Annotated in this window: 24 protein-coding genes and 5 pseudogenes; 12 read left to right on the forward strand and 17 right to left on the reverse strand. The window is 69.6% G+C overall.

What is annotated here, in order from left to right; translation table 11 throughout:
* Positions 1–33: 33 nt before the first annotated feature.
* Complete coding sequence (locus WBG99_RS16130; RefSeq protein ID WP_338896975.1) at positions 34–258, reverse strand: hypothetical protein; 225 nt, start codon at positions 256–258, stop codon at positions 34–36.
* Between the two features lie 120 nt (positions 259–378).
* On the opposite strand from WBG99_RS16130, the gene WBG99_RS16135 reads away from it, so the two are divergent.
* The 4 genes and pseudogenes from WBG99_RS16135 to WBG99_RS16150 all read left to right on the forward strand — a co-directional run.
* Complete coding sequence (locus tag WBG99_RS16135; RefSeq protein WP_338896976.1) at positions 379–1,611, forward strand: pyridoxal phosphate-dependent aminotransferase; 1,233 nt, start codon at positions 379–381, stop codon at positions 1,609–1,611.
* Between the two features lie 150 nt (positions 1,612–1,761).
* Positions 1,762–2,019 (forward strand): type II toxin-antitoxin system prevent-host-death family antitoxin, encoded by a 258-nt coding sequence (locus tag WBG99_RS16140; RefSeq protein ID WP_037676836.1) that lies wholly within the window; start codon positions 1,762–1,764, stop codon positions 2,017–2,019.
* A gap of 10 nt (positions 2,020–2,029) precedes the next feature.
* Positions 2,030–2,290 carry a Txe/YoeB family addiction module toxin gene (locus tag WBG99_RS16145; RefSeq protein ID WP_338896977.1) on the forward strand — a complete coding sequence of 87 codons (261 nt, stop codon included), beginning with the start codon at positions 2,030–2,032 and terminating at the stop codon, positions 2,288–2,290.
* A 76-nt stretch (positions 2,291–2,366) separates the two neighbouring features.
* Positions 2,367–2,801: pseudogene (locus tag WBG99_RS16150) on the forward strand (aminotransferase class I/II-fold pyridoxal phosphate-dependent enzyme); the annotation flags it as partial.
* Positions 2,802–2,849: 48 nt separating this feature from the next.
* On the opposite strand, the gene WBG99_RS16155 reads toward WBG99_RS16150, so the two are convergent.
* Positions 2,850–3,404: a Uma2 family endonuclease gene (locus WBG99_RS16155; RefSeq protein ID WP_338896978.1), complete on the reverse strand. Its 555-nt coding sequence runs from the start codon at positions 3,402–3,404 to the stop codon at positions 2,850–2,852.
* Positions 3,405–3,583: 179 nt separating this feature from the next.
* On the opposite strand from WBG99_RS16155, the pseudogene WBG99_RS16160 reads away from it, so the two are divergent.
* From WBG99_RS16160 to WBG99_RS16170, 3 genes and pseudogenes are all read left to right on the forward strand, one after another.
* Positions 3,584–4,021 (forward strand): annotated as a pseudogene (locus WBG99_RS16160) (aminotransferase class I/II-fold pyridoxal phosphate-dependent enzyme); the annotation flags it as partial.
* A gap of 257 nt (positions 4,022–4,278) precedes the next feature.
* Complete coding sequence (locus WBG99_RS16165; protein ID WP_338896979.1) at positions 4,279–4,695, forward strand: prevent-host-death protein; 417 nt, start codon at positions 4,279–4,281, stop codon at positions 4,693–4,695.
* Positions 4,692–5,117, forward strand: coding sequence for a cytotoxic translational repressor of toxin-antitoxin stability system (locus WBG99_RS16170; RefSeq protein WP_338896980.1), 426 nt, complete (start codon positions 4,692–4,694; stop codon positions 5,115–5,117). Before WBG99_RS16165 ends, WBG99_RS16170 begins: the two co-directional genes overlap by 4 nt.
* A gap of 29 nt (positions 5,118–5,146) precedes the next feature.
* Here the strand turns inward: WBG99_RS16170 and WBG99_RS16175 are convergent, their stop codons facing one another.
* On the reverse strand, positions 5,147–5,542 hold the full coding sequence (locus WBG99_RS16175) for a type II toxin-antitoxin system PemK/MazF family toxin (protein WP_338896981.1): 396 nt from the start codon (positions 5,540–5,542) through the stop codon (positions 5,147–5,149).
* 66 nt (positions 5,543–5,608) lie between these two features.
* Here WBG99_RS16175 and WBG99_RS16180 point away from each other — a divergent pair.
* Positions 5,609–6,046: pseudogene (locus WBG99_RS16180) on the forward strand (aminotransferase class I/II-fold pyridoxal phosphate-dependent enzyme); the annotation flags it as partial.
* A gap of 708 nt (positions 6,047–6,754) precedes the next feature.
* On the opposite strand, the gene WBG99_RS16185 reads toward WBG99_RS16180, so the two are convergent.
* The 4 genes and pseudogenes from WBG99_RS16185 to clpB all read right to left on the reverse strand — a co-directional run bounded on the left by WBG99_RS16185 (position 6,755) and on the right by clpB (position 12,804).
* A complete protein-coding gene (locus WBG99_RS16185) occupies positions 6,755–7,588 on the reverse strand; it encodes a PIG-L family deacetylase (RefSeq protein ID WP_338896982.1) in 834 nt (277 codons plus the stop codon).
* A 520-nt stretch (positions 7,589–8,108) separates the two neighbouring features.
* Positions 8,109–8,936: pseudogene (locus WBG99_RS16190) on the reverse strand (transposase); the annotation flags it as partial.
* A gap of 527 nt (positions 8,937–9,463) precedes the next feature.
* Positions 9,464–10,000: a YbjN domain-containing protein gene (locus WBG99_RS16195; RefSeq protein ID WP_338896983.1), complete on the reverse strand. Its 537-nt coding sequence runs from the start codon at positions 9,998–10,000 to the stop codon at positions 9,464–9,466.
* 183 nt (positions 10,001–10,183) lie between these two features.
* Positions 10,184–12,804: pseudogene (clpB, locus tag WBG99_RS16200) on the reverse strand (ATP-dependent chaperone ClpB).
* 152 nt (positions 12,805–12,956) lie between these two features.
* Here clpB and WBG99_RS16205 point away from each other — a divergent pair.
* Positions 12,957–13,370, forward strand: coding sequence for a TIGR03618 family F420-dependent PPOX class oxidoreductase (locus WBG99_RS16205; protein WP_338896984.1), 414 nt, complete (start codon positions 12,957–12,959; stop codon positions 13,368–13,370).
* 211 nt (positions 13,371–13,581) lie between these two features.
* On the opposite strand, the gene WBG99_RS16210 is transcribed toward WBG99_RS16205, so the two are convergent.
* Positions 13,582–13,917: a hypothetical protein gene (locus WBG99_RS16210; RefSeq protein ID WP_338896985.1), complete on the reverse strand. Its 336-nt coding sequence runs from the start codon at positions 13,915–13,917 to the stop codon at positions 13,582–13,584.
* Position 13,918: 1 nt separating this feature from the next.
* Positions 13,919–14,122, reverse strand: coding sequence for a hypothetical protein (locus tag WBG99_RS16215; RefSeq protein ID WP_338896986.1), 204 nt, complete (start codon positions 14,120–14,122; stop codon positions 13,919–13,921).
* A gap of 133 nt (positions 14,123–14,255) precedes the next feature.
* Here WBG99_RS16215 and WBG99_RS16220 point away from each other — a divergent pair, with 133 nt between their 5' ends.
* Entirely contained in the window at positions 14,256–15,236 is a 981-nt protein-coding gene (locus WBG99_RS16220) for a helix-turn-helix transcriptional regulator (RefSeq protein WP_338896987.1), read from the forward strand.
* A 23-nt stretch (positions 15,237–15,259) separates the two neighbouring features.
* Positions 15,260–16,246, forward strand: coding sequence for a helix-turn-helix transcriptional regulator (locus WBG99_RS16225; RefSeq protein ID WP_338896988.1), 987 nt, complete (start codon positions 15,260–15,262; stop codon positions 16,244–16,246).
* Here WBG99_RS16225 and WBG99_RS16230 read toward each other — a convergent pair.
* The 4 genes from WBG99_RS16230 to WBG99_RS16245 form a co-directional block, all read right to left on the reverse strand.
* Positions 16,200–17,264 (reverse strand): LuxR C-terminal-related transcriptional regulator, encoded by a 1,065-nt coding sequence (locus tag WBG99_RS16230; protein ID WP_338896989.1) that lies wholly within the window; start codon positions 17,262–17,264, stop codon positions 16,200–16,202. The two genes, WBG99_RS16225 and WBG99_RS16230, sit on opposite strands and share 47 nt — an antisense overlap.
* A gap of 483 nt (positions 17,265–17,747) precedes the next feature.
* On the reverse strand, positions 17,748–18,902 hold the full coding sequence (locus WBG99_RS16235; protein ID WP_338896991.1) for a substrate-binding domain-containing protein: 1,155 nt from the start codon (positions 18,900–18,902) through the stop codon (positions 17,748–17,750).
* 491 nt (positions 18,903–19,393) lie between these two features.
* The gene (locus tag WBG99_RS16240; RefSeq protein WP_338896992.1) at positions 19,394–19,897 is read right to left on the reverse strand and encodes a hypothetical protein; all 504 of its coding nucleotides are present in this window, start codon (positions 19,895–19,897) and stop codon (positions 19,394–19,396) included.
* Positions 19,898–20,258: 361 nt separating this feature from the next.
* On the reverse strand, positions 20,259–20,918 hold the full coding sequence (locus WBG99_RS16245; RefSeq protein ID WP_338896993.1) for a hypothetical protein: 660 nt from the start codon (positions 20,916–20,918) through the stop codon (positions 20,259–20,261).
* A gap of 208 nt (positions 20,919–21,126) precedes the next feature.
* Between WBG99_RS16245 and WBG99_RS16250 the strand changes: the two genes are divergently transcribed.
* The gene (locus tag WBG99_RS16250) at positions 21,127–21,312 is read left to right on the forward strand and encodes a DUF397 domain-containing protein (RefSeq protein WP_338896994.1); all 186 of its coding nucleotides are present in this window, start codon (positions 21,127–21,129) and stop codon (positions 21,310–21,312) included.
* Between the two features lie 104 nt (positions 21,313–21,416).
* Here the strand turns inward: WBG99_RS16250 and WBG99_RS16255 are convergent, their stop codons facing one another.
* The 4 genes from WBG99_RS16255 to dnaK are packed head-to-tail and all read right to left on the reverse strand — an operon-like array spanning position 21,417 to position 25,653.
* Positions 21,417–21,887, reverse strand: a complete 471-nt coding sequence (locus WBG99_RS16255) for a helix-turn-helix domain-containing protein (RefSeq protein ID WP_338896995.1) — start codon at positions 21,885–21,887, stop codon at positions 21,417–21,419.
* Positions 21,888–21,892: 5 nt separating this feature from the next.
* The gene (dnaJ, locus tag WBG99_RS16260; protein ID WP_338896996.1) at positions 21,893–23,068 is read right to left on the reverse strand and encodes a molecular chaperone DnaJ; all 1,176 of its coding nucleotides are present in this window, start codon (positions 23,066–23,068) and stop codon (positions 21,893–21,895) included.
* Between the two features lie 42 nt (positions 23,069–23,110).
* Positions 23,111–23,803, reverse strand: a complete 693-nt coding sequence (gene grpE, locus WBG99_RS16265; protein WP_338896997.1) for a nucleotide exchange factor GrpE — start codon at positions 23,801–23,803, stop codon at positions 23,111–23,113.
* The gene (gene dnaK / locus WBG99_RS16270) at positions 23,800–25,653 is read right to left on the reverse strand and encodes a molecular chaperone DnaK (RefSeq protein ID WP_338896998.1); all 1,854 of its coding nucleotides are present in this window, start codon (positions 25,651–25,653) and stop codon (positions 23,800–23,802) included. The genes grpE and dnaK overlap by 4 nt, the downstream gene beginning before the upstream one ends.
* Positions 25,654–25,921: the final 268 nt, after the last annotated feature.

Raw genomic sequence — 25,921 nt, forward strand, 5'->3', positions numbered from 1 at the left:
GGCACCACACAATCGGCTCTCGGCGCCACGCGGTCAGTTGCCGCCGCCGCAGCCGCCTCCACCGCAGGAGGAGGACCCCCCGCCACAGGACGGGCCTCCCCCGCACGACACTCCGCCCCCCTGCTGCGACGAACCGCCGTCCGCCCACCAGCCGTGCGAGCGGCGTCGACCACGCCGGGAGCCACCGCCGAGCCGCAACAGCAGAGCGGTCACCGCGACCGCCGCGAAGACGATGTAGAAGACCTCCATCTCGGTCACCTGCCTTTCGTTCCCCCTCGCAGACCCCCCGTGGATCCTGCGTGACGTGGGGATGCCCTCGCGCCTCACCGGCCAAAGCAGAGTTGAGGAAGTCCAGAGGTTCGGCGCAGGATGACGGCCATGACCTCCAGCGCAAGCCCCCTGGATCCCCCGGGCACCTCGGACCCGGCCGATTCCGCCCCCCGTCCCGCGCTCAACCGGCGGCTCGCCGAGTTCGGGACGACGATCTTCGCCGAGATGTCGGCGCTCGCCCTGCGGACCGGGGCGATCAACCTGGGCCAGGGTTTCCCGGACACCGACGGCCCCGAGGAGATCCGCGAGGCCGCCGTACGGGCGCTGCGCGACGGGCGCGGCAACCAGTACCCGCCGGGGCCGGGCGTCCCCGAGCTGCGCACCGCGATCTCCGCGCACCAGCGGCGGCGGTACGGGCTGGAGTTCGACCCGGACACGGAGGTGCTGGTCACGGCCGGTGCCACGGAGGCCATCGCGGCGGCCATGCTCGGCCTGCTCGAACCCGGCGACGAGGTGATCGCCCTGGAGCCGTACTACGACTCGTACGCGGCCTGCATCGCGATGGCGGGCGGGACGCGCGTACCGGTGACGCTACGGCCGTCCGAGGGACGATTCCGGCTGGACCTCGACGAGCTGCGGGACGCCGTCACCGACCGGACGCGGCTGCTGCTGATCAACACCCCGCACAACCCGACCGGCACGGTCCTCACCCGTGAGGAGCTGACCGCGATCGCCGAGCTGGCCGTGGAGCGGGATCTGCTGGTGGTGACGGACGAGGTGTACGAGCACCTCGTCTTCGACGACGCCGAGCATCTGCCGCTGGCGACCTTCCCCGGTATGCGGGAGCGGACCGTCACCATCGGGTCCGCCGGCAAGACCTACTCCTTCACGGGGTGGAAGGTCGGCTGGGTGACGGCCGCGCCCGCGCTCGTCTCGGCCGTGCGCTCGGCGAAGCAGTACCTGACGTACGTGGCGTCCGGACCGTTCCAGTACGCCGTCGCCGAGGCCCTCGCGCTGCCCGACAGCTACTTCGAGGCGTTCCGCGCGGACATGCTGGCCAAACGCGACGTGCTGGCGGCGGGGCTCTCGGACGCCGGGTTCGAGGTGTTCCGGACGGCGGGCACGTACTTCATCACCACCGACATCCGGCCCCTCGGCGAGACCGACGGCTTCGCCTTCTGCCGCGCGCTGCCGGAGCGCTGCGGGGTGGTCGCGATCCCCAACGCGGTCTTCTACGACCACCGCGAGGCCGGCGCGCCCTTCGTACGGTTCGCGTTCTGCAAGCGAGCCGAGGTACTGACAGAGGCGGCGGAACGGCTCCGCAAGGCATTCGCGGGCTGACCGGCGTCCTGCGGGACTGGTCGACGCGTCCCCCGCCGCCTGCCACGCCTCGCCCGTCCGGCGCTTTCGCGCCGGAGGCCGTCATTTCGACGCTTGCCGCACCGACAGGGACGGACGTACAATTTTCTGTACGTGGAAGGAGGGTCGATTGTGAAGACCATGACGTATTCCGAGTCGCGCGCGCGGTACGCCGAGGTGCTCAACTCCGTCACCGACGACCGCGAAGAGGTCGTCATCACCCGGGCCGGCCATGAGCCGGTGGTCATCGTCTCCCTTGAGGACTACGAGTCCCTGAAGGAGACGGCGTACCTGCTGCGCAGTCCGGCCAACGCCCGGCGCCTGCTCGCCTCCATCGACGAGCTGGAAAACGGCGGCGGCACCGTGCGCGAGCTGGCGACCGACGAGTAAGGGCCGCGCGTTGAAGATCACCTTCTCCTCCCGCGCCTGGGAGGACTACCTGTGGTGGCAGCTTCAGGACCGGAAGATCCTGAAGCGCATCAACACACTCATCACGGACATCACCCGGAACGGCAACGAGGGCATCGGCAAACCGGAACCGCTCAAGCACGGCTTCCAGGGCTACTGGTCGCGCCGCATCAACGACGAGCACCGGTTGATCTACAAAGCCACCGAGGACGGCGTCCTGATCGCACAGTGCCGCTACCACTACGAAAGCTGACGGGACTCGAAGGTCGGGCACAGCACCCTTCTCGCAACCGACCCGCGCCGCACACGAATAGGTGTGCGAGCACGGAGTGGGCTGGGTGACGGCGGCCCCGGAGCCGGTGACGGCGGTGCGCTCGGCGAAGCAGTACCTGACGTACGTCTCGGCGGGCCCGTTCCAGTACGCGATCGCCGAGGCACTGGCGCTGCCCGAGTCGTACTTCACCGCCTTCCGCGCCGACATGCTCGCCAAGCGGAACCTGCTGTCGGCGGGCCTGGAGGAGGCCGGCTTCCGGGTCTTCCGCCCCTCGGGCACGTACTTCGTCACCACCGACGTCCGCCTCCTCGGCGAGACGGACGGCTTCGCCTTCTGCCGCGCCCTGCCGGAACGCGCCGGTGTCGTCGCCATCCCCAACGCGGTCTTCTACGACCACCGCGAGCAGGGCGCCCCGTTCGTACGGTTCGCGTTCTGCAAGCGGACGGGCGTGCTGGAGGAGGCCGTGAAGCGGCTCAGGGCGGCGCTCTAGACGCACCGGGCGGTGCGCCGGGGTTCTCCCGTGAGTTCGTCCCCTCCGTCAGCGGGCGTCCGCCTCGGGCTCCGGGCGCGGGAGTTCGTCGAGGTCGAGGGTGAAGGTGCGACCGTCGGCCAGGGGGATGGGGAGCTTGCCCGTGCCGTACTTGTGCGTGTGTGCCGCGATGTACCCCGTGCCGGTCGGCTGGGTGTGGAGGACGACTTCCTGGGCGTACGGGTCCACGACCAGGTAGATCGGGATTCCGTAGCGGCCGTACTTGGCGGTGCAGTCGTCGTAGTCCTTGCGCGCGGAGGAGGTCGAGACGACCTCGGAGATCAGCAGGACGTCCTCGAAGCTGTAGCGCTTGCCCTCCCGGCGGGCGTCCTCCCGAAAGATCGCCAGGTCGGGCGCGGAGTTCTCGTCAGCGGGGAAGTCGATGTAGACGTCAGAGGCGGTCTTCGCATGGCGTCCGAGGGACACGACCGTGTCGTACTGCATCGACTTGATCGTGCTGGAGTGCTCGAAGCTCTGCGGGGTCATGATCACCTTTCCGTCGGCCCCGAACAGGACCGTGTATCCCTTGGGGAACTCGGTGTGCACGATCGCGTCGACGCTCATGGACGGCTCCTTCCCGTGTGTGGTCAGGATACGGCGGACGGTGCCGCGTCACCGAGCCCGTCGGTACGGCCGCCAGACCGGTTCGGACAGGTCGTGCGGCCCGCTCACCGCCGGTGCCGGAGCTCCGCAGCGGTGTCTGTCGCACGACATAGGAATAGGAATAGGTAGGCCAGTGAGGTGTCGGCTGGGTTACCGGTACCGCGGAACTCGTGACCGCCGTCCGTTCCGCCAAGCAGTTCCTGACGTATGTGTCGTCCGGGCCGTTCCAGTACGCCGTCGCCGAGGCGCTCGCGCTGCCGGACAGCTACTTCGAGGCGTTCCGCGCGGACATGCTGGCCAAGCGGCACCTCCTGGCGACGGGGCTGGCGGACGCCGGTTTCGAGGTGTTCCGGACGGCCGGCACGTACTTCATCACCATCGACATCACCCCCCTCGGTGAGAAGGACGCCCACGCTTCCTGCCGCGCCCTCCCCGAACGCTGCGGTGTCGTCGCCATCCCCAACTCCGTCTTCTACGACCACCCCGACGCCGACCGCAGCCAGGTCCGCTTCACCTTCTGCAAGAAGGACGACGCCCTCGCCGAGGCCGCCAGCCGCCTGCAGCGCCTCGCGTCCTGAGTGAGGTCGGGCCGGCCACCTACCTGTTGGTATTGCCATGTGCGGTTGGTCTTGGGCGGTCTCTCGCGTGAATCTCGCCGCCGCCGCGAGGCCGTCCGAGGTCAGCTGGACGCTGCGCCGGGACGAGGCGGACGACCGGAGACTCTGGAGCAACCCCGCCTCCAGCGACCGCACCCACCGTCACGTACTTGACGTACTTGACGTACTTGACGGACGAGTGCACGCTGGAGAGGTCGGGACGAACAAGGAGGCAGGTCATGGCCGCGGTCCACTACGAGAGCTACACCCAGGCGCGCACACACCTGAAGGACCTCCTCGACGCGGCCGACGAGGGACGGGTGGCGACCGTACGCCGTGACTCCGGGCGCTCGGCAGTCGTGGACGTGGAGCGGCTGCGCCGGTATCTGTCGCTGGTGTGCCCCTCGAAGGCGGAGGTGGTCGCCGAGGCGGGCGGCTGGTCCGTCTTTCTGTCCGGCCTGCCGCTGGCCGCCGACGGGGCTACCTTCGACGAAGCCATAGGGGAGATGGTCCAGGTCCTTCGCGAGTATGCCGAGGACTGGCAGGACAGGCTACGGACCGCACCCAACCACGCGGACAACTGGGGCCTGGTGCAATTGATCGCTCTCAGCGACGACGGACAGCTGCGCGACTGGCTGGTGGGTGCTCCACGGTGACCTGGCCCCAGCCCGACCGTGAGAACCATGACCGCTTCTGCCGTGCCGAGAAGTGGGAACGCGTCCGGGACGCACGCGGGCGCACCGGTACCCATCACGTGACCTACGAACTCACCCTGCACGACGGCCGGATCCTGCGCACCGGAATCTCGCACCCGGTGGACCGCACCGCGTACGGCGCCGCGATGTGGCGACATATCCTGCGGGACCAACTGGACGTCAGCGAGGACGAGTTCTGGGCCTGCGTACAGCAGGGCGAGTTGCCTGACCGAGGTGCCCCCGAGCCGCCGAGCGAGGCCCTTCCCGCTGACCTGGTGCATCTGCTCATCCACCGTGTGGGCGTTGGCGAGGACACCGTGGCGGGGATGACCAAGGACGAGGCGGTCGCGAGACTCCAGAAGTACTGGACGGACGGGAGCTGAGACCCCACCCTCGGCGCGAAGGGCGGGCCTCAACACCTGGGACGCACAGGGAAGGGCGGGTTCCCTGGGGCGGCCGACGACTGCGCCGGCCCCAGGATCACGCGAACGCACTCCTCCACACCTCGCATCTCGTTCGGATGCAGCAGGCCGAGACGCCGCCAGAGCCTTGGTTTGTCCACGGTACGCAGGTCGGTGCAGTTCACGTATGACTCGTTGTACGTGGTCACCCCGCAGTCGGGGCCGACCGGGACATGGGTGGAGGCTGGCCCAGGTGTCCCGGTGATCACGGCAACAGTCACCGCCGGCAGTGGTTCGGCAATGCGATTGACAGACCGCTGAAGCGACGCCCCGGGACCAGCCGCAGAAACCGGCCGTGAGATGCCTTTGGACCGTGCATCACGGGACACGAACGGCAGCCGGCTCACCGACGGTGCTGGAGATGCCCCTGATGGGCTTGTTGCGCGACACGCGAATGAGTGTATGAACGAGGCGTCGGCTGGGTGACGACGTCTCCCGGGCTCGTCACGGCGGTGCGCTCGGCGAAGCAGTTCATGACGTACGTCGCCTCCGGGCCCTTCCAGTACGCGATCGCCGAGGCCCTAAGCCTCCCCGACACGTACTTCGACGAGTTCCGCGCCGACATGCGGGCCAAGCGGGACCTGCTCGCGAGCGGCCTGGAGCAGGCGGGCTTCAAGGTCTTCCGCCCGGCCGGCACGTACTTCATCACCACCGACATCCGCCCCCTCGGCGAGAGCGACGGCTTCGCCTTCTGCCGTGCGCTGCCGGAGCGCTGCGGGGTGGTGGCGATCCCCAACGCGGTCTTCTACGACCACAGTGAACAGGGCGCGCCCTTCGTACGGTTCGCCTTCTGCAAGCGGACCGATGTGATGGAAGAAGCAATCAGAAGGTTGTCTGAGCTGCGGAAATGAGCCCGCCCAGCACCCGGAGCGGGTTACGGCGGACGGGGCCCGTGCGGGACCAGAAGTGGCCCCTCCAGCTCCCCGGGAACCGGGCCGGGGTCAGCTCCGCCGCGTGGTCGGGGCAGGCGTGAAGAGTCGTTCCCAGGCCGCTCGTGCTCTGTATCCAGCGAACGGGCACGGGGGGCCTTCGTCACCGTGCGGCACTTCACGCACAGGGCGACGTTGCCGAAGGCGGGGCGGAAGGTGAGCCCTCGGGCTGGACACTGTCCCGGGCAACCCCGTCCTCGCCCATTTCCACCGTAATCAGAAGGGCGGTGTGGGCAATCGTGGTCACGAGCTTCCCGCCCGGCCGAAGAGCGCAGTTCCGCCGCCAGACGTGACAGCAGCCAGGGGAGCAGATCATCCGTACCCGGCTCGCCGGCTCCTCCCGCCCCGGCGCCTCCGAAGAGGGAACGAGGTTTGTTGTGCGAGCAAGGGCCGCAGAGTCGGTCAGTCAGCCCAATTCGACAGCCCGCAGGTCTCCCACCTGTGCGGTTGCCAGGTGGTTTGGGGACGAGCGCGGTGTCGGGTCGGCAGTGCGGGCACGCGTCGACGCCGCGGCGAGGGCCTGGAGGCGGGCTGCCGGAGCGGAACTCGCGTGGACAGGCCTCCGGGTGTGTGACCCGCTCGATCGCGCCGTGCGGTCGATGCGCTTTCCCGGCCGGCCGGACGGGCGGATCAGCGCAGTCCGGCGAAGAGATCGTTCTCGGGTACGGCCGCGCCGGTGGCGTCCTGGACACGTACGAAGGTCTCCATGCCCATCAACTCGCCGAACCTCTCCTTGCCCATCCTGAGGAAGAAGATGTTCTCACCCTGACTGGCGTGCGCGGCCAGCGCGTCGAACTTCTGACCGCTGAACGCGGTGGTGTCCACCCACGTGGTGATCTCATCGTCGGGGAGGCCGATCTCGGCCATCGCGGCGGCCTCGGCAGGATCCGGCTCCGGCATGTCCGGATGAAACTCCCGCATGATCTCGCCGAACCGCTGCATCATCGAGCGGGGCATCGTGGTCCAGTACACCTTCGGTGCCAGCGCGGTCATCTCCAGCGCCGCCATCGTGATGCGGTGGGCCTGGATGTGGTCGGGGTGGCCGTAGAAGCCGTTCTCGTCATAGGTGACGACCACATCAGGTCGGTAGTGCCGCATGAGTTCCGCGAGCCGGGCCGCGCCTTCCTGCACGCGGGTCTGCCAGAAGGATCCGGGGGCGTCGTTACTCGGCCAGCCCGTCATCCCGGAGTCGGCATAGTCCAGCATCTCCAGATCGCCGACCTTCAGGACGTCACAGCTCGCCTTGAGTTCCTGACGGCGCATCAAGGCGACCGCCGCCGGATCGTGCCCGGGATCGCCCGGCTTGACACCCCCCGGTCCGTCACCGCAACCGCCGTCGGTACACGTCACGAGAACCGTGCGGATGCCTTCCGCCGCGTACCGCGCGAGGACCCCTCCGGTTCCGGTGGCCTCGTCGTCGGGGTGGGCGTGTACTGCCATGAGCGTCAAGGGCCGGTCAGTCATGAAACAGTCCTCCTGCGGAAATGCGTCTTGGGCCGAGTGCGCGGCGGGCGTACCGCGATCCTGGGGCCCGGATCCTGGTGGGGCGGACGACCTTGTGGTCTCCGTGTTCCCCGCCCGTGCGGCGCCGGTCCCCCGGTCGATGCAACCGTGCAGACCGGGCCGGCTGTTCCCGGCCCGGCCGCTTGGCCTTCCAGGCGTCGGCGTTTCAACGCGAACGAGGTACAGGCGCGACCTGCATGTCTCAGCGCCGCGTCGGATCCGACTTCCATCCGGCACCAGCCGTGAGATTCCGACACGAGATTTGAGGCCCTACAACGTGCGGGATCCGCGACTTTGCCGCGCCCGTCGGGCGAGTCGACCGCAGACGTAGCCGACCACGACGATGAGTGCCAACGCGCCGAGCACGGGCCCGTCATCTACATGCATCCCACGCAGGTGATCCGTACTTCTCGGTCGGCGCCATGAGGGAGTGTCTAATCAACGGCTCTGGCCCGTAGTCGGTGGTGACGCCGGGTGTCCGTCAGGGCAGGAGGACGCGGTGGCGGAGGAGGTCGAATCCGGCGCGTCCGTGCATCTGCTTCATGATCCTCTTGGTGCGAGTGTTGACGCCTTCGGTGCGGCCGTTGTGGTAAGGCAGGGTGAGGCCGGCGTCCACGGCGGACCGGTCGATTTCGAGGCCGTTGGTGAAGCTGCGCAGGTGGGGCAGGTCGACGGCACGGGCGGCCGTGATCCACTCGGTGAGTTTCACGTCGTTGCCCTCGCCCGGTTTCAGCAGGGTGGCGAAGCCGCCTACGAGATCGGCGAGTGCGGTCATCTCCGGGCAGGCCGCGGCGATCTTCTCCAACAGGGCCGTTTCCTTCGGACGCAGGTTTTCGGGGTCGGTGAGCAGGAGGCGGCTGGCGTGACGTGGGGTGGTGACGGGGCGGTCGCCTTCGGCGCGGCCCTGGTTGAGGTAGCGGACCAGGAGGTTCGCGCTGCCGGTGTAGCCCAACTCCCGTATCTCTGCGAGGAGGTGGGTGACAGCAACTGCCGGTTCGGCCGTGCGGCGGGCGCGCAGATGGTCGCGGTAGGGGTCGACGAGGGTGGGTCGGTAGGCGGGGGCGATGCGCAGGGCTTGGGGTTCGGGCATGCGGGCGTAGCGTTTGACGGTGTTCAGGGACAGGCCCAGGCGGCGGGAGCAGTCAAGCAGGCCGACGCCCTGGCCGAGGAGGTCGTGGATCTTGTTCCAGCGTTCGCGGGTGGTCTGCTCGCGTACTCCACCGGGGCGGGGCGGGTTGATGGTGGCCCAGCAGCCGGTGTGCGCGCGGACCTCGAGCTGGGCTTTGTCGCAGAGGTTTCTCCACAGGTGAGGGTCGCCGAGCGGCTCGCTGGAGAGCGGACGCCCCCTGCCCGACCGGGTGCGGCAGGCCGAGATCCACGGCCTGCTCCCGACCAGGAACGACTACGTCCGACGACGGCGGTGCCGACGGCACGGCCGCACCAGGAGTCCTTCGTCAGCGGTCGTCCGCCTCGGGCTCCGGGCGCGGGAGTTCGTCGAGGTCGAGGGTGAAGGTGCGGCCGTCGGCCAGGGGGACTGGGAGCTTGCCCGTGCCGTTTCGGTGATCGGTTCGCCACGCTCACCCTTGCCGACAGGCACCTCAACCCGGAGTCGGCGGGTCGCGGCGTAGTTCGCGCTTCCTGCTGCCCGCCTTACCGCTGCTCCTGTCGGTGGCGGTGGCGCCGGCGCGGACGGCGAGAGCCCGGCCGTGGCACGCCGCCGTGGTGGTGGGCGCACCGGCCGGGCTCTCGTACGTCTACGGGGCGTTCCTGGTCGTCGTGAACCGGGCCCCCTGTAGCCACCGGGCCGGCCGATGGCTACGCGCCGCTTCCGGGCACCTACTCGCCGTCTTCGTCACCCTTGGGCTTGTCGGCCTCGTCGACGTCCTCGGCCAGGCCGAGCTGCTCGACGAGCCACTTGTCGAACTCGATGGCGGCCCGCACCCAGCTGACCGTCGACGAGACGAAGTGCTCCAGGCTGACGCCGGTGCCGATCAGCAGCTGGGCCTCGCCGATGAGGCGGACCGTGCCGTCGTCGTGGGTGTGGCTGTAGACCTTGGGCCACAGGGTGCGGCGGTTCCAGTCGTCGATGGTCTCCAGCAGCGCCGGCTTCGCGTCGATCTGGTGCGGGCGGTCGTAGAACGTACGCACCGAGAAGACCTGCTGGTCTCCCTCGCCGCGGAACATGAAGTACGTACGGAATTCCTCCCACGGCGCCGCGAGGTCACCCTCGTCGTCGACGACGTACTTCAGCTCCATCTGGTCCAGGAGCTGCTTCACGAGGTCCTGATCCGGGACGACGGGGCCCGCCGGCCCTTGGGGCTGCGGCTCGGGCTGGCCCCCGAAGTTCGGAATCGAGGACGGGTCGATGCTCACCGTGATTTTCCCTTCGTACGGATTCCGCCATCCTCTCCCATGCGGGGCGGGGGGTGGCAACCCCCGCCCCGCGTGGTTCGTCGCCCTTGGCCGGTTCCGGGAGGGGATTCAGCTCAGAGCGTGGCCGGGAACCATTCGGGTGGTCCGGTCGGCTGGCCGGACGGCGGTTTCCGCGTACCCCGATCAGAGCGTCTTGCCCGTCCCTTCCCGGGAAATCGGGCCCACGATCAGGCCCTCGCCCTCCCCGAACGTGTCCACCCGGACCGTGTCGCCGTCCTTGACCTCGCCGGCCAGGATCTCCCTGGCCAGCCGGTCGCCGATGGCGGTCTGCACGAGGCGGCGCAGCGGGCGGGCTCCGTAGGCCGGGTCGTTGCCCTCGTCGGCGAGCCAGGCCAGGGCCTCGGGGGTGATCTCCAGGGCCAGCCGGCGCTCGGCGAGACGCTTGGCGAGACGCTCGATCTGGAGCTTCGCGATCCGCTCCAGCTCCGCCTTGTCCAGCGCGGAGAAGACCACGAGGTCGTCGAGGCGGTTGAGGAACTCCGGCTTGAAGGAGGACCGGACCACCTCAAGGACCTGCTGCTTCTTCTCCGCCTCGCTGGTGACCGGGTCGACCAGGTACTGGCTGCCCAGGTTCGAGGTGAGGATCAGGATCGTGTTGCGGAAGTCCACCGTACGGCCCTGGCCGTCCGTCAGCCGGCCGTCGTCCAGCACCTGCAGAAGGATGTCGAAGACCTCGGGATGGGCCTTCTCCACCTCGTCGAGCAGCACGACGGAGTACGGGCGGCGGCGGACGGACTCGGTGAGCTGGCCGCCCTCCTCGTAGCCGACGTAGCCGGGCGGGGCGCCGACGAGGCGGGCCACGCTGTGCTTCTCGCCGTACTCCGACATGTCGATGCGGATCATGGCCCGCTCGTCGTCGAAGAGGAAGTCGGCGAGGGCCTTGGCCAGCTCCGTCTTGCCGACGCCGGTCGGGCCGAGGAAGAGGAAGGAGCCGGTGGGGCGGTCGGGGTCCGCGATGCCGGCGCGGGAGCGCCGCACGGCGTCGCTCACGGCCCGCACGGCCTCGGTCTGGCCGATGAGGCGGCGGCCCAGCTCGTCCTCCATGCGGAGCAGCTTCCGGGTCTCGCCCTCCAGCAGGCGGCCCGCCGGGATGCCGGTCCAGGCGGCGACGACGTCCGCGATGTCGTCGGCGCCGACCTCGTCCTTGACCATGGTGTTCTTGGACGCCGCAGCCTCCTCCTCGGCCTCGGAGGCCTCCTCCAGCACCCTCTCCAGCGTGGGGATCTCGCCGTAGAGCAGCTTGGAGGCGGTGTCGAAGTCGCCGTCGCGCTGGGCGCGTTCGGCCTGGCCGCGCAGCTCGTCGAGCTTCTCCTTCAGTTCACCGACACGGTTGAGGGACTGCTTCTCCTTCTCCCAGCGGGCGGTGAGGCCCCGCAGCTCCTCCTCCTTGTCTGCGAGGTCGCGGCGCAGCCGCTCCAGGCGCTCGCGGGAGGCGGCGTCGGTCTCCTTGTCGAGGGCCATCTCCTCCATGCGGAGCCGGTCCACGGACCGCTGGAGCTCGTCGATCTCGACGGGCGAGGAGTCGATCTCCATCCGGAGCCGGGAGGCCGACTCGTCGACGAGGTCGATGGCCTTGTCGGGCAGGAACCGGGAGGTGATGTACCGGTCGGAGAGGGTGGCTGCGGCGACCAGCGCCGCGTCCGCGATCTGCACCTTGTGGTGGGCCTCGTAGCGGCCCTTGAGCCCGCGCAGGATGGCGATGGTGTCCTCGACGGTCGGCTCGGCGACCAGCACCTGCTGGAAGCGGCGCTCCAGCGCCGGGTCCTTCTCGATGCGCTCGCGGTACTCGTCGAGGGTGGTGGCGCCGACCATGCGCAGCTCGCCGCGGGCGAGCATCGGCTTCAGCATGTTGCCGGCGTCCATGGCGGAGTCGCCGCCGGCGCCCGCGCCGACGACGGTGTGCAGTTCGTCGATGAAGGTGACGATCTGGCCGTCGGAGTCCTTGATCTCGGCGAGGACCGTCTTCAGCCGCTCCTCGAACTCGCCCCGGTACTTCGCCCCGGCGACCATGGCGCCGAGGTCGAGCGAGACCAGCCGCTTGTCCTTCAGCGACTCGGGCACGTCGCCCTTGACCATCCGCTGGGCGAGCCCTTCGACGACGGCGGTCTTGCCGACGCCCGGCTCACCGATGAGGACCGGGTTGTTCTTGGTGCGGCGGGACAGCACCTGCACGACGCGCCGGATCTCCTGGTCCCGGCCGATGACGGGATCGAGCTTGCCCTCCCGCGCGGCGGCGGTGAAGTCCGTCCCGAACTTCTCCAGGGCCTTGTACTGCCCCTCCGGATCGGCTGTGGTCACCCGGCGTCCTCCCTGGCCTTCCGGAACGCCTCCAGCAGTTTGCCGGCGGTCGCTCCCTGCCCGGAGAGTACGTCCCCGGTCTGGCCGCCCTTCGCGGCGATCCCGATCAGGAGGTGCTCGGTGGAGACGTACTCGTCCCCGAGTTCCCTGGCCTTGGCCTGGGCCTCGGCGACCACGCTCAGCAGTTCGCGGTTGGGCTGGGGCGGCGACACGGTGGAGCCGGTCACGCTGGGCAGCCCGGCCAGGATCTTCTCGGCGCCGGCGCGGACGGCGGCCTGGTCGGCCTCGACCGCGGCGAGCAGGTCGGTGATGTTCTCGTTCTCCTGGCCCTGGAGCAGAGCCAGGAGCAGGTGGGCGGGGGTGAAGTCGGGGTGCCCCTCGGACACGGCCCGGTTGCTGGCCGCGTTGATCGCGTCCCGGCTCCTGTTGGTCAGCTCGGCGTCCACGTTCGCGTTTCCCTCCTTGCGTCAGCCGTTGCGTCAGCCGTCGGTCCAGTGACTTGGGCAACGTACATAAAGTTGAGTCTATTCCACTCAAGGTGATGGATGGGGGCCCCTTGGACGGGTTCGAGGCTGGTGCCGCACTAGATTCCAGAACCGTGAGCATCTATCGAGTGGATCCCGGGGATCCGGACGCCGCGTACCTCGCCTTCTGGCGGGAGCGCCACGTCTCCACACTGACCACCCTCCGCGCCGACGGCAGCCCCCATGTGGTGCCGGTCGGGGTCACCTACGATCCCGGGGAGCGGCTCGCCCGGGTGATCACCAGCGGGACGAGCGCGAAGGCACGGCACGTCCGGGCGGCCGGGGCCGAGGGCGCCCGGGTCGCCGTGTGCCAGATGGAGGGCCGGCGCTGGGCCACACTGGAGGGGCGCGCCCGGATCCACGAGGACCCGGAGCGGGTCGCGGAGGCCGAGCGGCGGTACGCGGAGCGGTACGGTCGGCAGCCGCGGCCGAACCCGCGGCGCGTGGTGATGGAGATCGAGCTGACGGCGGCGCTGGGCCGTGGCTGACGGGCACCCGAACGGAGGCCTGGCGGAGGGTGACGGACGGCTTCCGGTTGGCCTTTTTTCGGACAGATGAGCGATCGAGCGAGCGGGCTCCGACGCCGGGACCGGTCCTGAAATGTCCCCGCAAACCTGCAGCGGCGTCACCGTGTTCAGGTCACGGTGACGCCGCTGCCGGGGGAAGTGCCTGAGCGACGTGGAACGACGGGGGATCGCTTCAGGCACTGCGGGGGGTGGCTGAGACGGCCCTGGAGGCCGGGGTCTCCGGTTCGGCGAGCCGCTGGTCACGCTGGTCGAGATTGACGAAGATCATCCCGTACCGGACGGCACACCGCACTGGCTGCGGCGCGCCGCGCGGTCGCCGCAGACACCGGTACGCCCGGATGTCCTCGTCCTCGTCCCTCGTCACCACCACCGGCTCGCCGAACACGGTCACCATCAACGAGTCACCGCTGTGGGGGATGGCGGTGGCCAGGTCGATGAAGTGCCAACCGGAGCGGTAGGCGGTGGCCATTTCTCGGCGGAAGGAGCGGTCGTCGGGTGGAGTGGTCACATCAGCTCCCCGCACCGTCGTCAACCGGAGACACCGGCCAACTGGTGTCCAAGGCCTGCGCCAGTGTCGTCGACTCCGCCACCGCCGGCCAACTGGTGTCCGCGCGGATATCGCCCTTCGCATCGGAGAGACCACCCAGCGCTCCGAAGACGATAACGGTGGAGAAGGCGGCGACAAGCACCGAGCGAAGCATTCTCTTGCGCATAGTCGGCTTCGTCCTCACTTGAAGGTCCCCTCTTCCCCGTCGAGTACGACGATGGCTCATTCGGGCACGTCATGGCCACATAATCAATGCATCATGTTCCTGCATGTTCAGGACCCTGGGGGGTGGAGATTTAATGGAAAATCGAGCCAAAGGCACACATCCCCACACGGTGGCTGATCTGTGTGACGACGGCGCACGTCTCTACGCACACGCACTGCGGACGGGACGCATCGCACGTGAGGACGTGGAGCCCGCCCCATGCCTCATGGAGTTCACCCTCCTCCATCCCGACCCCGATGACGCGAACTGGCTCCGTCCCGTTCCCCCTTCGGTCGCTCTGGCCCAGCGACTCAACCCGATAGAGCGCGAGATCACCGAGCAGCGGCGGCGGTCGATCGAGCTCGCCGACGCCTTCGAACCCTTCATGGCCCTCAGCGCCCAGGTGTCGGCCCCGGCGCACGCGATCAGGGTGCTGGAAGGCGGCGAGCGAATCCAGATGGCACTGAACCTGGCCACCGCCGAATGCCAGATCGAGGTGCTCACGGTCCAGCCGAGCAACCGCATATCGGAGCGGAACCTGCTCCAGGGCCTGGAGCGTGACAGACCATTGATCGAACGTGGTGTGCGGATCCGTACCCTGTATCAACACACGGCCCGGCACAACCCGGAGAAGCTGGCCTACGTGGCGCGGCTGTCCGACGGCAAGGTCGAGTACCGCACCATCGACGAGCTGGTCGAGCGTCTCATCATCTGCGACGAGACCGTCGCCTTCATCCCCACCCGCGACGACCAGCAGGTCGCCCTGGAACTCAGACATCCGGGCCTCGTGCGCTACCTGGTCAAGGTCTTCGAGTTCATGTGGGGCCGAGCGGTCCCACTGACCGCCGGCGCCCCCTACGAGACCGCCTCCGACGGAATCAGCGAGATCCAGCACTCCATAGCCAAGCTGCTCGTCGAGGGCTATGTCGACGAGGCCATAGCCCGCCGCCTCGGCATGAACGTCCGCACCTGCCGCGCCCACATCGCCAAACTGGCGACCGCGCTGGGCAGCGGCAGCAGAGCCCAACTCGGCTTCCTGATAGCGCAGTCGGGAATTCTGGCGCAGGAGAGCTGACTGACGTGGGAGACGGGCCACACATGATCGCCGAGAGGCACGAGCACGGGCCGGCGGAGTTGTGCGAGGCGGGGCTGAGCCTGTACGAGCGGGCGCTGCGCGAAGGCCGGATCCCGGCGGAGGACTCCGAGCACTTCCCCTGTCTGCTCGACTTCGGGCTCCTGCGCCCGGACGGCGAGGACCCACGATGGCTGCGCCCGCTGGCCCCCGCCCTGGCCCTGCCTCGGCTGCTGAGCGAGAGCGCCCGGGACATCGCCCTCCGGCGGCACCACGAGGCCCGGCTGACGGAGGCGTTCGAACCGCTGCTGGCTCTCGACGGGCTTTCCGAGTCGGTTGCGGAGGCCCCGGGCACCGGCCTGCTGGCCGGATTCGACCGGATCAACGAGGCCATCGGCCGGGCCATGGAGGAGGCCCGCGAGGAGCTGCTCACCATCGTGCCCGGGGGCAGACGCTCCGCCGTGCGTCTGCGTGATGTGGGCCTCGCCCGAGAACAGCGGATGCTGTCCCGGGGCTGCCGCATACGCACGCTCTACCAGGACACCACGCGTTACGACCTCGGAGTCGTCGCCCACTACGAGCGCTTGGCGGGTGACGTCCAGGTCCGCACCCTCGACGAGGTCACCAAGCGCCTCCTGATCGTGGACCGGTCGGTGGCCTTCCTCCCCGCCAGCGAGAACCGCTCGCTCGCCCTGGAGATCCGTCAGCCCGCCCTGGTCTCCTTCCTCGCCACGGTCTTCGACCGCCTCTGGAGACTGGCCACCCCCATGTACCCCGAAGCCGTCCGGGCCCCCTCGGCCGACGGCGTCACCCCGCGCCAGCGCACCATCGCCCAGCTACTCGTCGAGGGCCACACCGACACCACCATCGCCGACCGCCTCGGCATGAACGTCCGCACCGCCCGCGTCCACATCGCCAAACTCGCCTCGCATCTGGGCAGCGAGAGCAGGGCCCAACTCGGCTATCTCATCGGGCGGTCGGGGATTCTGGAGAGGGAAGCGGAGCTGCCGTAGGGGAAGGGACCGTGGGCAGGCCGTCCGGGACGGTGGAGCGGGGCGGGCCGCCGAGGCCGGCCTGGGCGATACGGACGCCGAGCTGCGTGCGGCTGGCGGCGCCGAGCCGCTCGGAGAGGCGGGCGATGTGGGCCCGGCAGGTGCGGACGCTGATACCGAGCCGCTCGGCGACCACCGCGTCCTGGTGGCCCTCCGCCAGCAGCTCGGCGATGGAACGCTCCCGGTGGGTGATGCCCGCGACACCGGTCGACGGCAGGGGCGCGGCCAGCGGGATGCCCAGCCGCCAGAGCCGTTCGAAGACGGTGACCAGGTACTCGACCAGCGCCGGGTGGCGGATCTCCAGGGCCACGGTCCGGTCGGTGTTGGCGGGGACGAAGGCCACGGTGCGGTCGAAGACGATGAGGCGTTCCACAACCTCGTCCAGGGTGCGGGCCTCCGCCGACTCCCCCATCATCTCCATGTAGTTGTGCAGGCCCTGCCCGTGCCGTGCCACATGCGTGTACAGGTCCCGCATGCGCACGCCCCGGCGGCACATCGCCAGCGCCCGGTGCAGCCCCTCACGCAGCTCGTCCTCACGCCGGATGCCGCCCGGCTGCACGGTGAGCACCTCGGTGGTGCAGCGGTCGGTCGCCTCGTCGATCGCCGCCCGGATCCGGGCCAGCCCGTCGAGTACCCGGATCGCCGTCTTCTCCGTCGGCCTCGGCGCCCGGGAGGCGCCGAGGCCCGCGTACCACTCCACGGCGTCGACCGCCGCCCCCATGCGTGCCTGACTGGCGCTCACCTCCGCGTGGACGCCGCGCAGCAGCCGGGTCATGACCTCCTGCGGGGAGGTGGGCACCAGCCAGCCCATGTCGTCCGGGTCGGGGTGCAGCAGGGCGAGTTCCACCAGACAGGGCACGGCGTCGGCGTCAGCGCGCGGCACACGGCCCCGCCGTACGGCCCGGGAGTACACGCGGTCCCCGGCCGCGCAGAGCCGGTCGGCCCCGTGCGGATGCTCCTCGGTCGCGTGCCCGGCCATCACCCAATCACCCCCGGTTCCAGCCCCTTCGCAGCGCAACTATGCGCGGCGAGCATCGGCTCCGCAACACGGCTCCACCATCCACCTGCCCGGCTACGACCGATTACGGCCGCTTTTCTCCACCCCTCAGGCAGTCCGCCCTGCAACAAGCTGAAGTCGGGGCCAGGAGGAGCGGCGAGGGAAAGGCTCCCCGAACAGACCGCGACCGTCCGCTCCCCCGCTCTGCCGTACCTCAAATCCTCCGTCTCCACAGGTCACAGCCATCCCCGCGAGCCGGTGGAAAGGTTGTGTCTCCGGCTGCCTCCACCCCGAAACGCGGGGGCGGGGTGAACGGGGCCGGGGTGAGCGGGGGCGGGGCCGCGGCGGATCCGACACACGGGGGCGCGTCGCTCTCGCGGTGCCGCCCCGAAAAGGTGCGCCCGGCAGGGGCACCGTCGGTGTCCCTGCCGGGCGGAGAGCCAAGGGGCGGCCGAACCGGTCCGGCTAGTCCAGGTCGATCGCCGCGCAGTCGGCCTTGAACTTGGCCGTGCAGATCTGCTTGACGGTGTAGATGCCGTCGGCGACGACCGTGTCCTCGATGTTGTCCTTGGTCAGCGCCACCGGGGGCACGAGCTGGGAGGGGACGTTCTCGGTCGTCGGGGAGTCGACGCTGTCCTTGGCGAGGGCGTCGAACTCGATGGAGCGGCCCTGCACCTTGGCGACGGCCATCTCGGCGGCGGCGTTCGCCTGCAGCGGGAACGACTTGTACACGGTCATGTACTGGTCGCCCGAGACGATCCGCTGCACCGCCTCCAGCTCGGCGTCCTGCCCGGTGACCGGCGGCACCTTGGAGACGCCGGCGGTCTTCAGCACGTCGATGACGGCACCGGCGATGCCGTCGTTCGCGGCGTAGACGGCGTCGATGTTGTCGATGCCGAGCTTGGCGACGGTCTTCTCCATGTTGACCTTGGCGACGGCCGGGTCCCAGCCCTTGGTGTCGTACGTCTCGGAGATCGTCACCTTGTCCTGGAGTTCGGACACGGCGCCCTGCTTGAACAGGGCGGCGTTCGGGTCGGTGGTCGACCCGTGCATCATGACGATCTTGTTGGCGGCGCTGTCACCCAGCTCCTCCAGCAGTGAGCGGCCCTGCACCTGCCCGACGAGTTCGTTGTCGAAGGAGACGTAGCCGTCGATCGGACCCTCGGCCAGGCGGTCGTAGGCGATGACGGGGATGCCCGCGTCGTCCGCCTTCTGCACGGCCGGCGCGACGGCCTTGGAGTCCACGGCGTCGACGATGAGGATGTCGACCTTCTCCTCAACCATCTGTTCGATCTGGCTGTTCTGGGTCTCCTGGTCCTTCTCCGCGTTGGCGTACTTGGTCACGCCCTTGTTGTCGGTCAGCTCGGCGATCTTCTGCTTGATGATCGGGTAGTCGAACTGCTCGTAACGCTTCGTGTCCTTGTCGGGGAACAGCACACCCACCGTGATGTCGTCCCCCTTGGTGGGGCTCGCCTCCGCGCTGCCGCCGACGTCCGAGACCCCACAGGAGGCGAGGGAGACGGCCGCGGCCGAGGCGGCGAGGGCGGTGGCGGTGCGGCGCAGTGCGGTGCGCCGGCGTATACGGGTGCCGGGGGTGGTGCTGGTGGTACGGGCGTTCACATCAAGGGCCTTCCGGGCGTGGGTGCAGCAATGCGACCCAGGTGGCTGAAAGCCAACGCGGTGATCACCTCAGCGTCAAGGAGTAACCACTTAACGAGATGACAACAGCCTTGTGTGGGCTCGGTGTGAAGAGGGTAAAGCAAGGAGCCCCGGCCTCGCCGCGTGACCTTCACCTGACCCGAGGCCCACGGCCGCCACCGGGTCCCCGCGAAGCCCAATGACCACCGCACGGCCGGGCGTTGGAAACGAAGGGGGTGTGCGCCGCCGGCGGGCGAGGGGTTCGGACAGGACGGCCGGTCAGCACGGTGCCGGGTCGCGGAGCGGGTGGGCCGGCGCCGGGCCGAGGGCGCCCGGCGCGATCACCGTCCCCGGGCGGCTCGGTGCCCCTCGCCGACCGGGGGACCGGGTGCCGGTGGGTGGTGGACCTCACTCCGCGCCGCCTCCGGCCATCGGCCATCCCCGGTCATCAGCCGTGCCCGCCGTCGCGCCCGTCAGCCCTCGGCCCACTTCCGCAGCAGGGCCTCGCGCTCCTCGCGGTGCGGGGTGCACTCGCCCGCGTGGGCGCGTCCCCACTCCGCGAGGGTGTCCACGTCGGCGGTACCGGCCACGAACCGCTCCAGCAGGGCGACGGAGAGGTCGTACTCGGACGGCACATAGCCCCCGAGGGCCGGTGCCGCCCACGTGGTCAGCTCGACGGTCCCCTCGGCGGTCCCCACGTGCACCTCGAACGCGGCCGGGGACTCGCCACCGCCCGTGACGGCACTGCCGACGAGGTCGACGGCCGCGCCGGCGAGCAGCCGGGCGGCGGACCGGATCCGCACGTCCCGCACAGCGACCGACCGGACCTCCGCCCAGCCCCAGCTGCCGCCCTGACCGGTGCCGAGCCCCACGACACCGTCCCGCGTCAGCCGCACCCCACGCCCGTACCCCTCCGGCTCCGCCCCGACGTACACGCCACCGTCCGCGGCGATCCAGAACAGTCCGACCATGGCCATGCGTGCCTCCCCGACAACGACCCCCGCGTTTCCCCTGCTGAGACGTCACCCCGCACCGGAAGGTTCAGCGGCCCACCGAGCAGGAAGAAGTGCCAGAGCAATTGCCGTTCGGCCGCCGGCGACCGGAGCCGGCGCTCGGCGTGGGCGCCTGGCTGGGGCCGCCCGCGATCGCCTCAGCCCCGCTTCGGTCCCCTGACCGCCTCTCCGACCACAAAGCCCTTGGCAGGCCCCTCGGGAAAGACGATGTCCGTGCCGTTAGGGAGCGCGGTGGATGTCGTCCCAGTCGGCCTTGTCGAGGCGAGGGCCGGTAAAGAGACAGAGCGTCGTTCGCCGTGCCGTCCCCCGTCGTGTCAGAACCGAGCTAACGGGGTTCCAGCTTGCCTATGAGGCTGAGCCAGGCCTCGGCCCTCACCCGGTGCAGCGGGGACTTGTCGGCGCGGAAGCCGCTCCAGGCGACCCCGCGTACCGGAACCGCCCCGACGCCGACTCCGTCACCGCGGAGGGGGCCGAGCACCTCGGCCTCGATCATCTCGCGATGAGAGCGCGTCTTGCGGCCCTGCAGCGGTGGGACGTGGATGTCGCGTTCCATGAAGACGCGCACCTCCGGAGCCAGCGTCTCCGCCTGCCGCCACACGGCCTCACTCCACGGCCCCGTCCCAACTGTCGCGTCCAGCACCCGACGCATCCACTGCCCGGATGCCGTGTTGATCGCGCCGGCGAAGGTGGCCCACTGCTCCTCTCTCCGGCGTGCCTGCCCGCGATGCGGGTTCTGACCGATGGCCACGGGGATCCGCACGGTCGGCGCCCCGGCGAGGCACACGTCGAACTGTCGCCTCTCTCCCTCACCGCCCAGCCAGACGAGCTCCGCGCCCAGCACGTGCGAGATCAAGTGCGTGGCTCGGGGCCGCCACGGCAGGCCGGGCGCGAGACGGCGGTGAACAGTGACGGTCCTGCCGTCGAAGCTCACCCGGGCACGGGACGTCGCTACGGTCGTGACCTGCCGGTCGATCGCTGCGGACATCTCTCCTCCTGCGCAGTGGTGGCACCTACGCCGACGTCGGCGTGGCTTGGCCCATTCTCTCGACAGGCAGCTGCTTCCGCTGAAGGCCGTAGCGTTGACTGAACGCGGCGGACGGTGGGCGTTCCGCTCCAGATCAGGCGGTTCCGCCAGATTCTCAAGCCAGACGGACTTGCGACAACATGTGCTCTACACCCTCCAGGGAGGCCCCGTGGCCGAGCTCGACTGGCAGAAGTCGAGCTTCAGCGCGGGCCCCGAGGGCGAGTGCCTCTACCTGGCCACCGCCCCCGACGGCACCCTCCGCCTCCGCGAGAGCGACGAACCCCACGTCATCCTCGCCACCGCCCCGGAGGGCCTCGCCGCCCTCGTGCTCCACATCAAAGGCGACGGCGCCTGATCACCGACGTCACCCGCACCACCCAGGCCGTCACTCACCCGCACACGGGCAGGGGCCCGGAAGCTCACCTGAACCCCCGGGCCCGGCCCGTACTTGACCGACCCTCAGTCGGACGGCTGCCGACCCTTGGGCCGCCACACCACCAACGCGCTGCTCTGCTGCATCTCCTGGTACGGCACCAGGTCGCGGCGGTAGGACGCGTGGACCGCGGCCTCGCGCTGCCTCATGGTCGCGGCGGCGCCGTCGAGCGCGGCCTCCGTCTCGGCCACCCTCGCCTGGAGGGCGGCGACCTGGTTCTCCAGCTCGATGATGCGCTTGATGCCGGCCAGGTTGATGCCCTCGTCCTGCGACAACTGCTGGACGGTGCGCAGCAGTTCGATGTCGCGGGCCGAGTAGCGGCGGCCTCGCCCGGCGGTGCGGTCGGGGGAGACCAGGCCGAGACGGTCGTACTGGCGCAAAGTCTGCGGGTGCAGGCCGGAGAGCTGGGCGGCCACCGAGATGACGTACACCGGTGTCTCTTCCGTCAGCTCATAAGCCCTGTTACCGAATGAGTTCTGCCGTCGGCGGCCGTCCATCACATTCATGCTCCCTTCGCGGCCTGGAACAGCTCCGCCCGCGGGTCCTCGCCCGCGGTCGCCTCGCGATACGCCTCCAGGGCGTCACGAGCCTTCCCCGACAGGTCCTTCGGGACACTCACCTCGACGGTGATCAGCAGGTCCCCCCGGGTGCCGTCCTTACGGAAGGCGCCCTTGCCGCGGGCCCGCATCGTACGGCCGTTGGGGGTGCCCGGAGGCAGTTTCAGGGTGACCGGCAGTCCGCCCAGGGTCGGGACCCTGACCTCCCCGCCGAGCGCCGCCTCCGGATACGTCACCGGCACGGTCACCGTGAGGTTGTCGTCCCTGCGGCCGAACACCGGGTGCGCGTCGACGTGCACGACCACGTACAGGTCGCCCGCCGGGCCGCCGCGCTCGCCGGGCGCGCCCTTGCCGCGCAGCCGGATCCGCTGGCCGTCGGAGACGCCCGCCGGGATGCGGACCTGCATGGTGCGGGACGACTTGGCGCGGCCCGAGCCCTTGCAGATGTCGCAGGGGTGCTCGGCGATCAGGCCCCGGCCCTTGCAGTCCGGGCAGGGGTCGGTCAGGGAGAAGCCGCCGCCGGAGCCCCGCGCGACCTGGCCGGTGCCGACGCACGTCGGGCACACGCGGGGTGTGCCGTTGGCGTCGCCGGTGCCCGAACACACCTTGCAGGGCGACTGCGAGGACATCCGCAGCGGTACGGTCGCGCCCTCGATCGCCTCGGTGAAGCTCAGCGTGACCTCGGACTCGATGTCCTGGCCGCGCCGGGGCTGCACCCGCGTGGTGCCGGAGCTGCCGCGGTTGAACAGGCCGCCGAAGACATCGCCGATGCCCCCGCCGAAGTTGCCCGCTCCCTGGCCGCCCTGGGTGCCGCCTCCGAAGAGGTCGCCCAGGTCGAAGTTGAACGAGCCGTTGCCGGCGGGCCCCGGACGGTACCCGCCGTTGCCGAAGAGGGCGCGGGCCTCGTCGTACTCCTTGCGCTTCTTGGGGTCACCGAGGATGTCGTTCGCCTCGGAGATCTCCTTGAAGCGCTCCTCGGCCCTGACGTTCCCCTTGTTGGCGTCCGGGTGGTACTCGCGGGCGAGCTTGCGGTACGCCTTCTTGATCTCGGCCTCGGTGGCGTCCTTGGGGATGCCGAGGACCTTGTAGTAGTCCTTCTCGATGAAGTCCTTGGTGCTCATCCTCGACGTCCCTCCTTCCACTCCGTGTGCACGCCGTCGGCGTCAGCCCTCGTCCGGGCCACCGCTCTCCTTGTCGTCGGCGGCGGGGTCGGCCTCCGCGGTCTCCGACGAGTCCGCCTTGACCGTCTGCGCCCCCGGCTGGGGTTCGGCCACGGCCACCCGCGCGGGGCGGATGGTGCGCTCGCCGATGCGATACCCCGGCTGGAGGATCGCCACGCACGTCGTCTCGGTGACGTCGGGCGCGTAACTGTGCATCAGGGCCTCGTGGATCGTCGGGTCGAAGGGCTCGCCCTCCTTGCCGAACTGCTGCAGGCCCATCTTCGCCGCGACGGTCTCCAGCGATTCCGCGACGGACTTGAAACCGCCGAGGAGTTCGCCGTGTTCCCGCGCGCGGCCGATGTCGTCGAGCACGGGCAGGAGCTCGGTCAGGAGGTTCGCGATGGCGATCTCCTTGACCGTGATCCGGTCGCGCTCTACCCGGCGTCGGTAGTTCTGGTACTCGGCCTGGAGCCGCTGGAGGTCCGCCGTGCGCTCACCGAGCGCCGTGCGCACCTGGTCCAGCTGTGCCGTCAGACCGGCCACCTGGGCCGCTGCTGCCGCGTCCCCGGCCGGGGCCGCCCCTTCCTCGGGGGCGGCCTTCGGCTCGGCGTCCTCGGAGCCGGAGGGGACGTCGGGCTGCTGCGGCTGAGCCGACTGCGGCTGCTGCTCGTCGAAGCCCGGGGTCTCCTCCGTCACGCGGCACCGTCCTTCCGGTCACGCGGCTCGTCGACGATCTCGGCGTCGACGACGTCGTCGTCGGCCTTGGCCTCACCGGTGCCGGCGCCGGCCTCGCCGCCGGCGGCCTGCGCGGCCTGGGCGTCCGCGTACAGGGCCTGGCCGAGCTTCTGCGAGACGGCCGCGACCTTCTCGGTGGCCGTGCGGATCTCGGCGGTGTCCTCGCCCTTGAGCGCTTCCTTCAGCTCGCCGACGGCGGCCTCGACCTCGGTCTTGATCTCGCCCGGGACCTTGTCCTCGTTGTCCTTGAGGAACTTCTCGGTCTGGTAGACGAGCTGCTCGCCCTGGTTGCGGCTCTCGGCGGCCTCGCGGCGGGCGTGGTCCTCCTCCGCGTACTTCTCGGCCTCCTGGCGCATCCGGTCGACCTCGTCCTTCGGCAGCGAGGAGCCGCCGGTGACGGTCATCTTCTGCTCCTTGCCCGTGCCGAGGTCCTTGGCGGTCACGTGCATGATGCCGTTGGCGTCGATGTCGAAGGCGACCTCGATCTGCGGGACGCCGCGCGGGGCCGGCGGCAGACCGGTCAGCTCGAACATCCCGAGCTTCTTGTTGTACGCCGCGATCTCGCGCTCGCCCTGGTAGACCTGGATCTGGACGGAGGGCTGGTTGTCCTCGGCGGTGGTGAAGATCTCGGACCGCTTGGTCGGGATCGTCGTGTTCCGCTCGATGAGCTTGGTCATGATGCCGCCCTTGGTCTCGATACCGAGGGACAGCGGGGTCACGTCGAGGAGCAGGACGTCCTTGACCTCGCCCTTGAGGACACCGGCCTGCAGGACGGCGCCGATGGCGACGACCTCGTCCGGGTTGACGCCCTTGTTGGCGTCCTTGCCGCCGGTCAGCTCCCTGACGAGCTCGGCGACGGCCGGCATACGGGTCGAGCCGCCGACGAGAACGACGTGGTCGATCTCGGAGAGGGCGATCCCGGCGTCCTTGATCACGTTGTGGAACGGCGTCTTGCAGCGCTCCAGCAGGTCCGCGGTCAGCTGCTGGAACTGGGCGCGGGTGAGCTTCTCGTCGAGGTGCAGGGGGCCCTCGGCGGAGGCTGTGATGTAGGGCAGGTTGATCGAGGTCTCGGTGGAGGAGGACAGCTCGATCTTGGCCTTCTCGGCGGCCTCGCGGAGCCGCTGCAGCGCCATCTTGTCCTTGGCGAGGTCCACGCCGTGCCCGGAGCGGAACTGCTGCACCAGGTAGTCGACGACGCGCTGGTCCCAGTCGTCACCGCCGAGGTGGTTGTCGCCGTTGGTGGCCTTCACCTCGACGACGCCGTCGCCGATCTCCAGGAGGGACACGTCGAAGGTGCCGCCACCGAGGTCGAAGACGAGGATCGTCTGGTCGTCCTTGTCGAGGCCGTAGGCGAGGGCGGCGGCGGTGGGCTCGTTGACGATGCGAAGGACGTTGAGACCGGCGATCTCACCGGCTTCCTTCGTGGCCTGCCGCTCGGAGTCGTTGAAGTAGGCCGGGACGGTGATGACCGCGTCCGTGACCTTCTCGCCCAGGTACGACTCGGCGTCCCGCTTCAGCTTCTGCAGGATGAACGCGGAGATCTGCTGCGGGTTGAACGGCTTCCCGTCCAGCTCGATCTTCCAGTCCGTACCCATGTGACGCTTCACGGACCTGATCGTCCGGTCCACGTTCGTGACCGCCTGGCGCTTCGCGACCTCGCCGACGAGCACCTCACCGTTCTTGGCGAAGGCGACGACGGACGGCGTGGTCCTGGCGCCCTCGGCGTTGGTGATGACGGTGGGCTCGCCGCCCTCCAGAACGCTGACGACGGAGTTAGTCGTGCCCAGGTCGATGCCGACCGCACGTGCCATTTCGATTCCTCCAGCTGACTTGAGTGGAACGGACTCAAGTGTGCACGACACCCACCTCCGGGTCAACAGAGCTGAGTCGAGGGGGCTCAGGTCTTATGTTTTCCTTATGCGCAAGGGCCCTCATGACCTGCGCATACGTGAGGGGAGGAAGGACGGCGAGCCCCTACGAGAAGGGTTCTCTTCCGACCGGCCCGACGGCCACGCCGACAGGTACCCGCGCAGTCACGCACTCATGTAGTCACGCACTCACGCACTCCTGGTGCCCGGG

The organism is Streptomyces sp. TG1A-60, assembly GCF_037201975.1.
Lineage (GTDB): Bacteria > Actinomycetota > Actinomycetes > Streptomycetales > Streptomycetaceae > Streptomyces.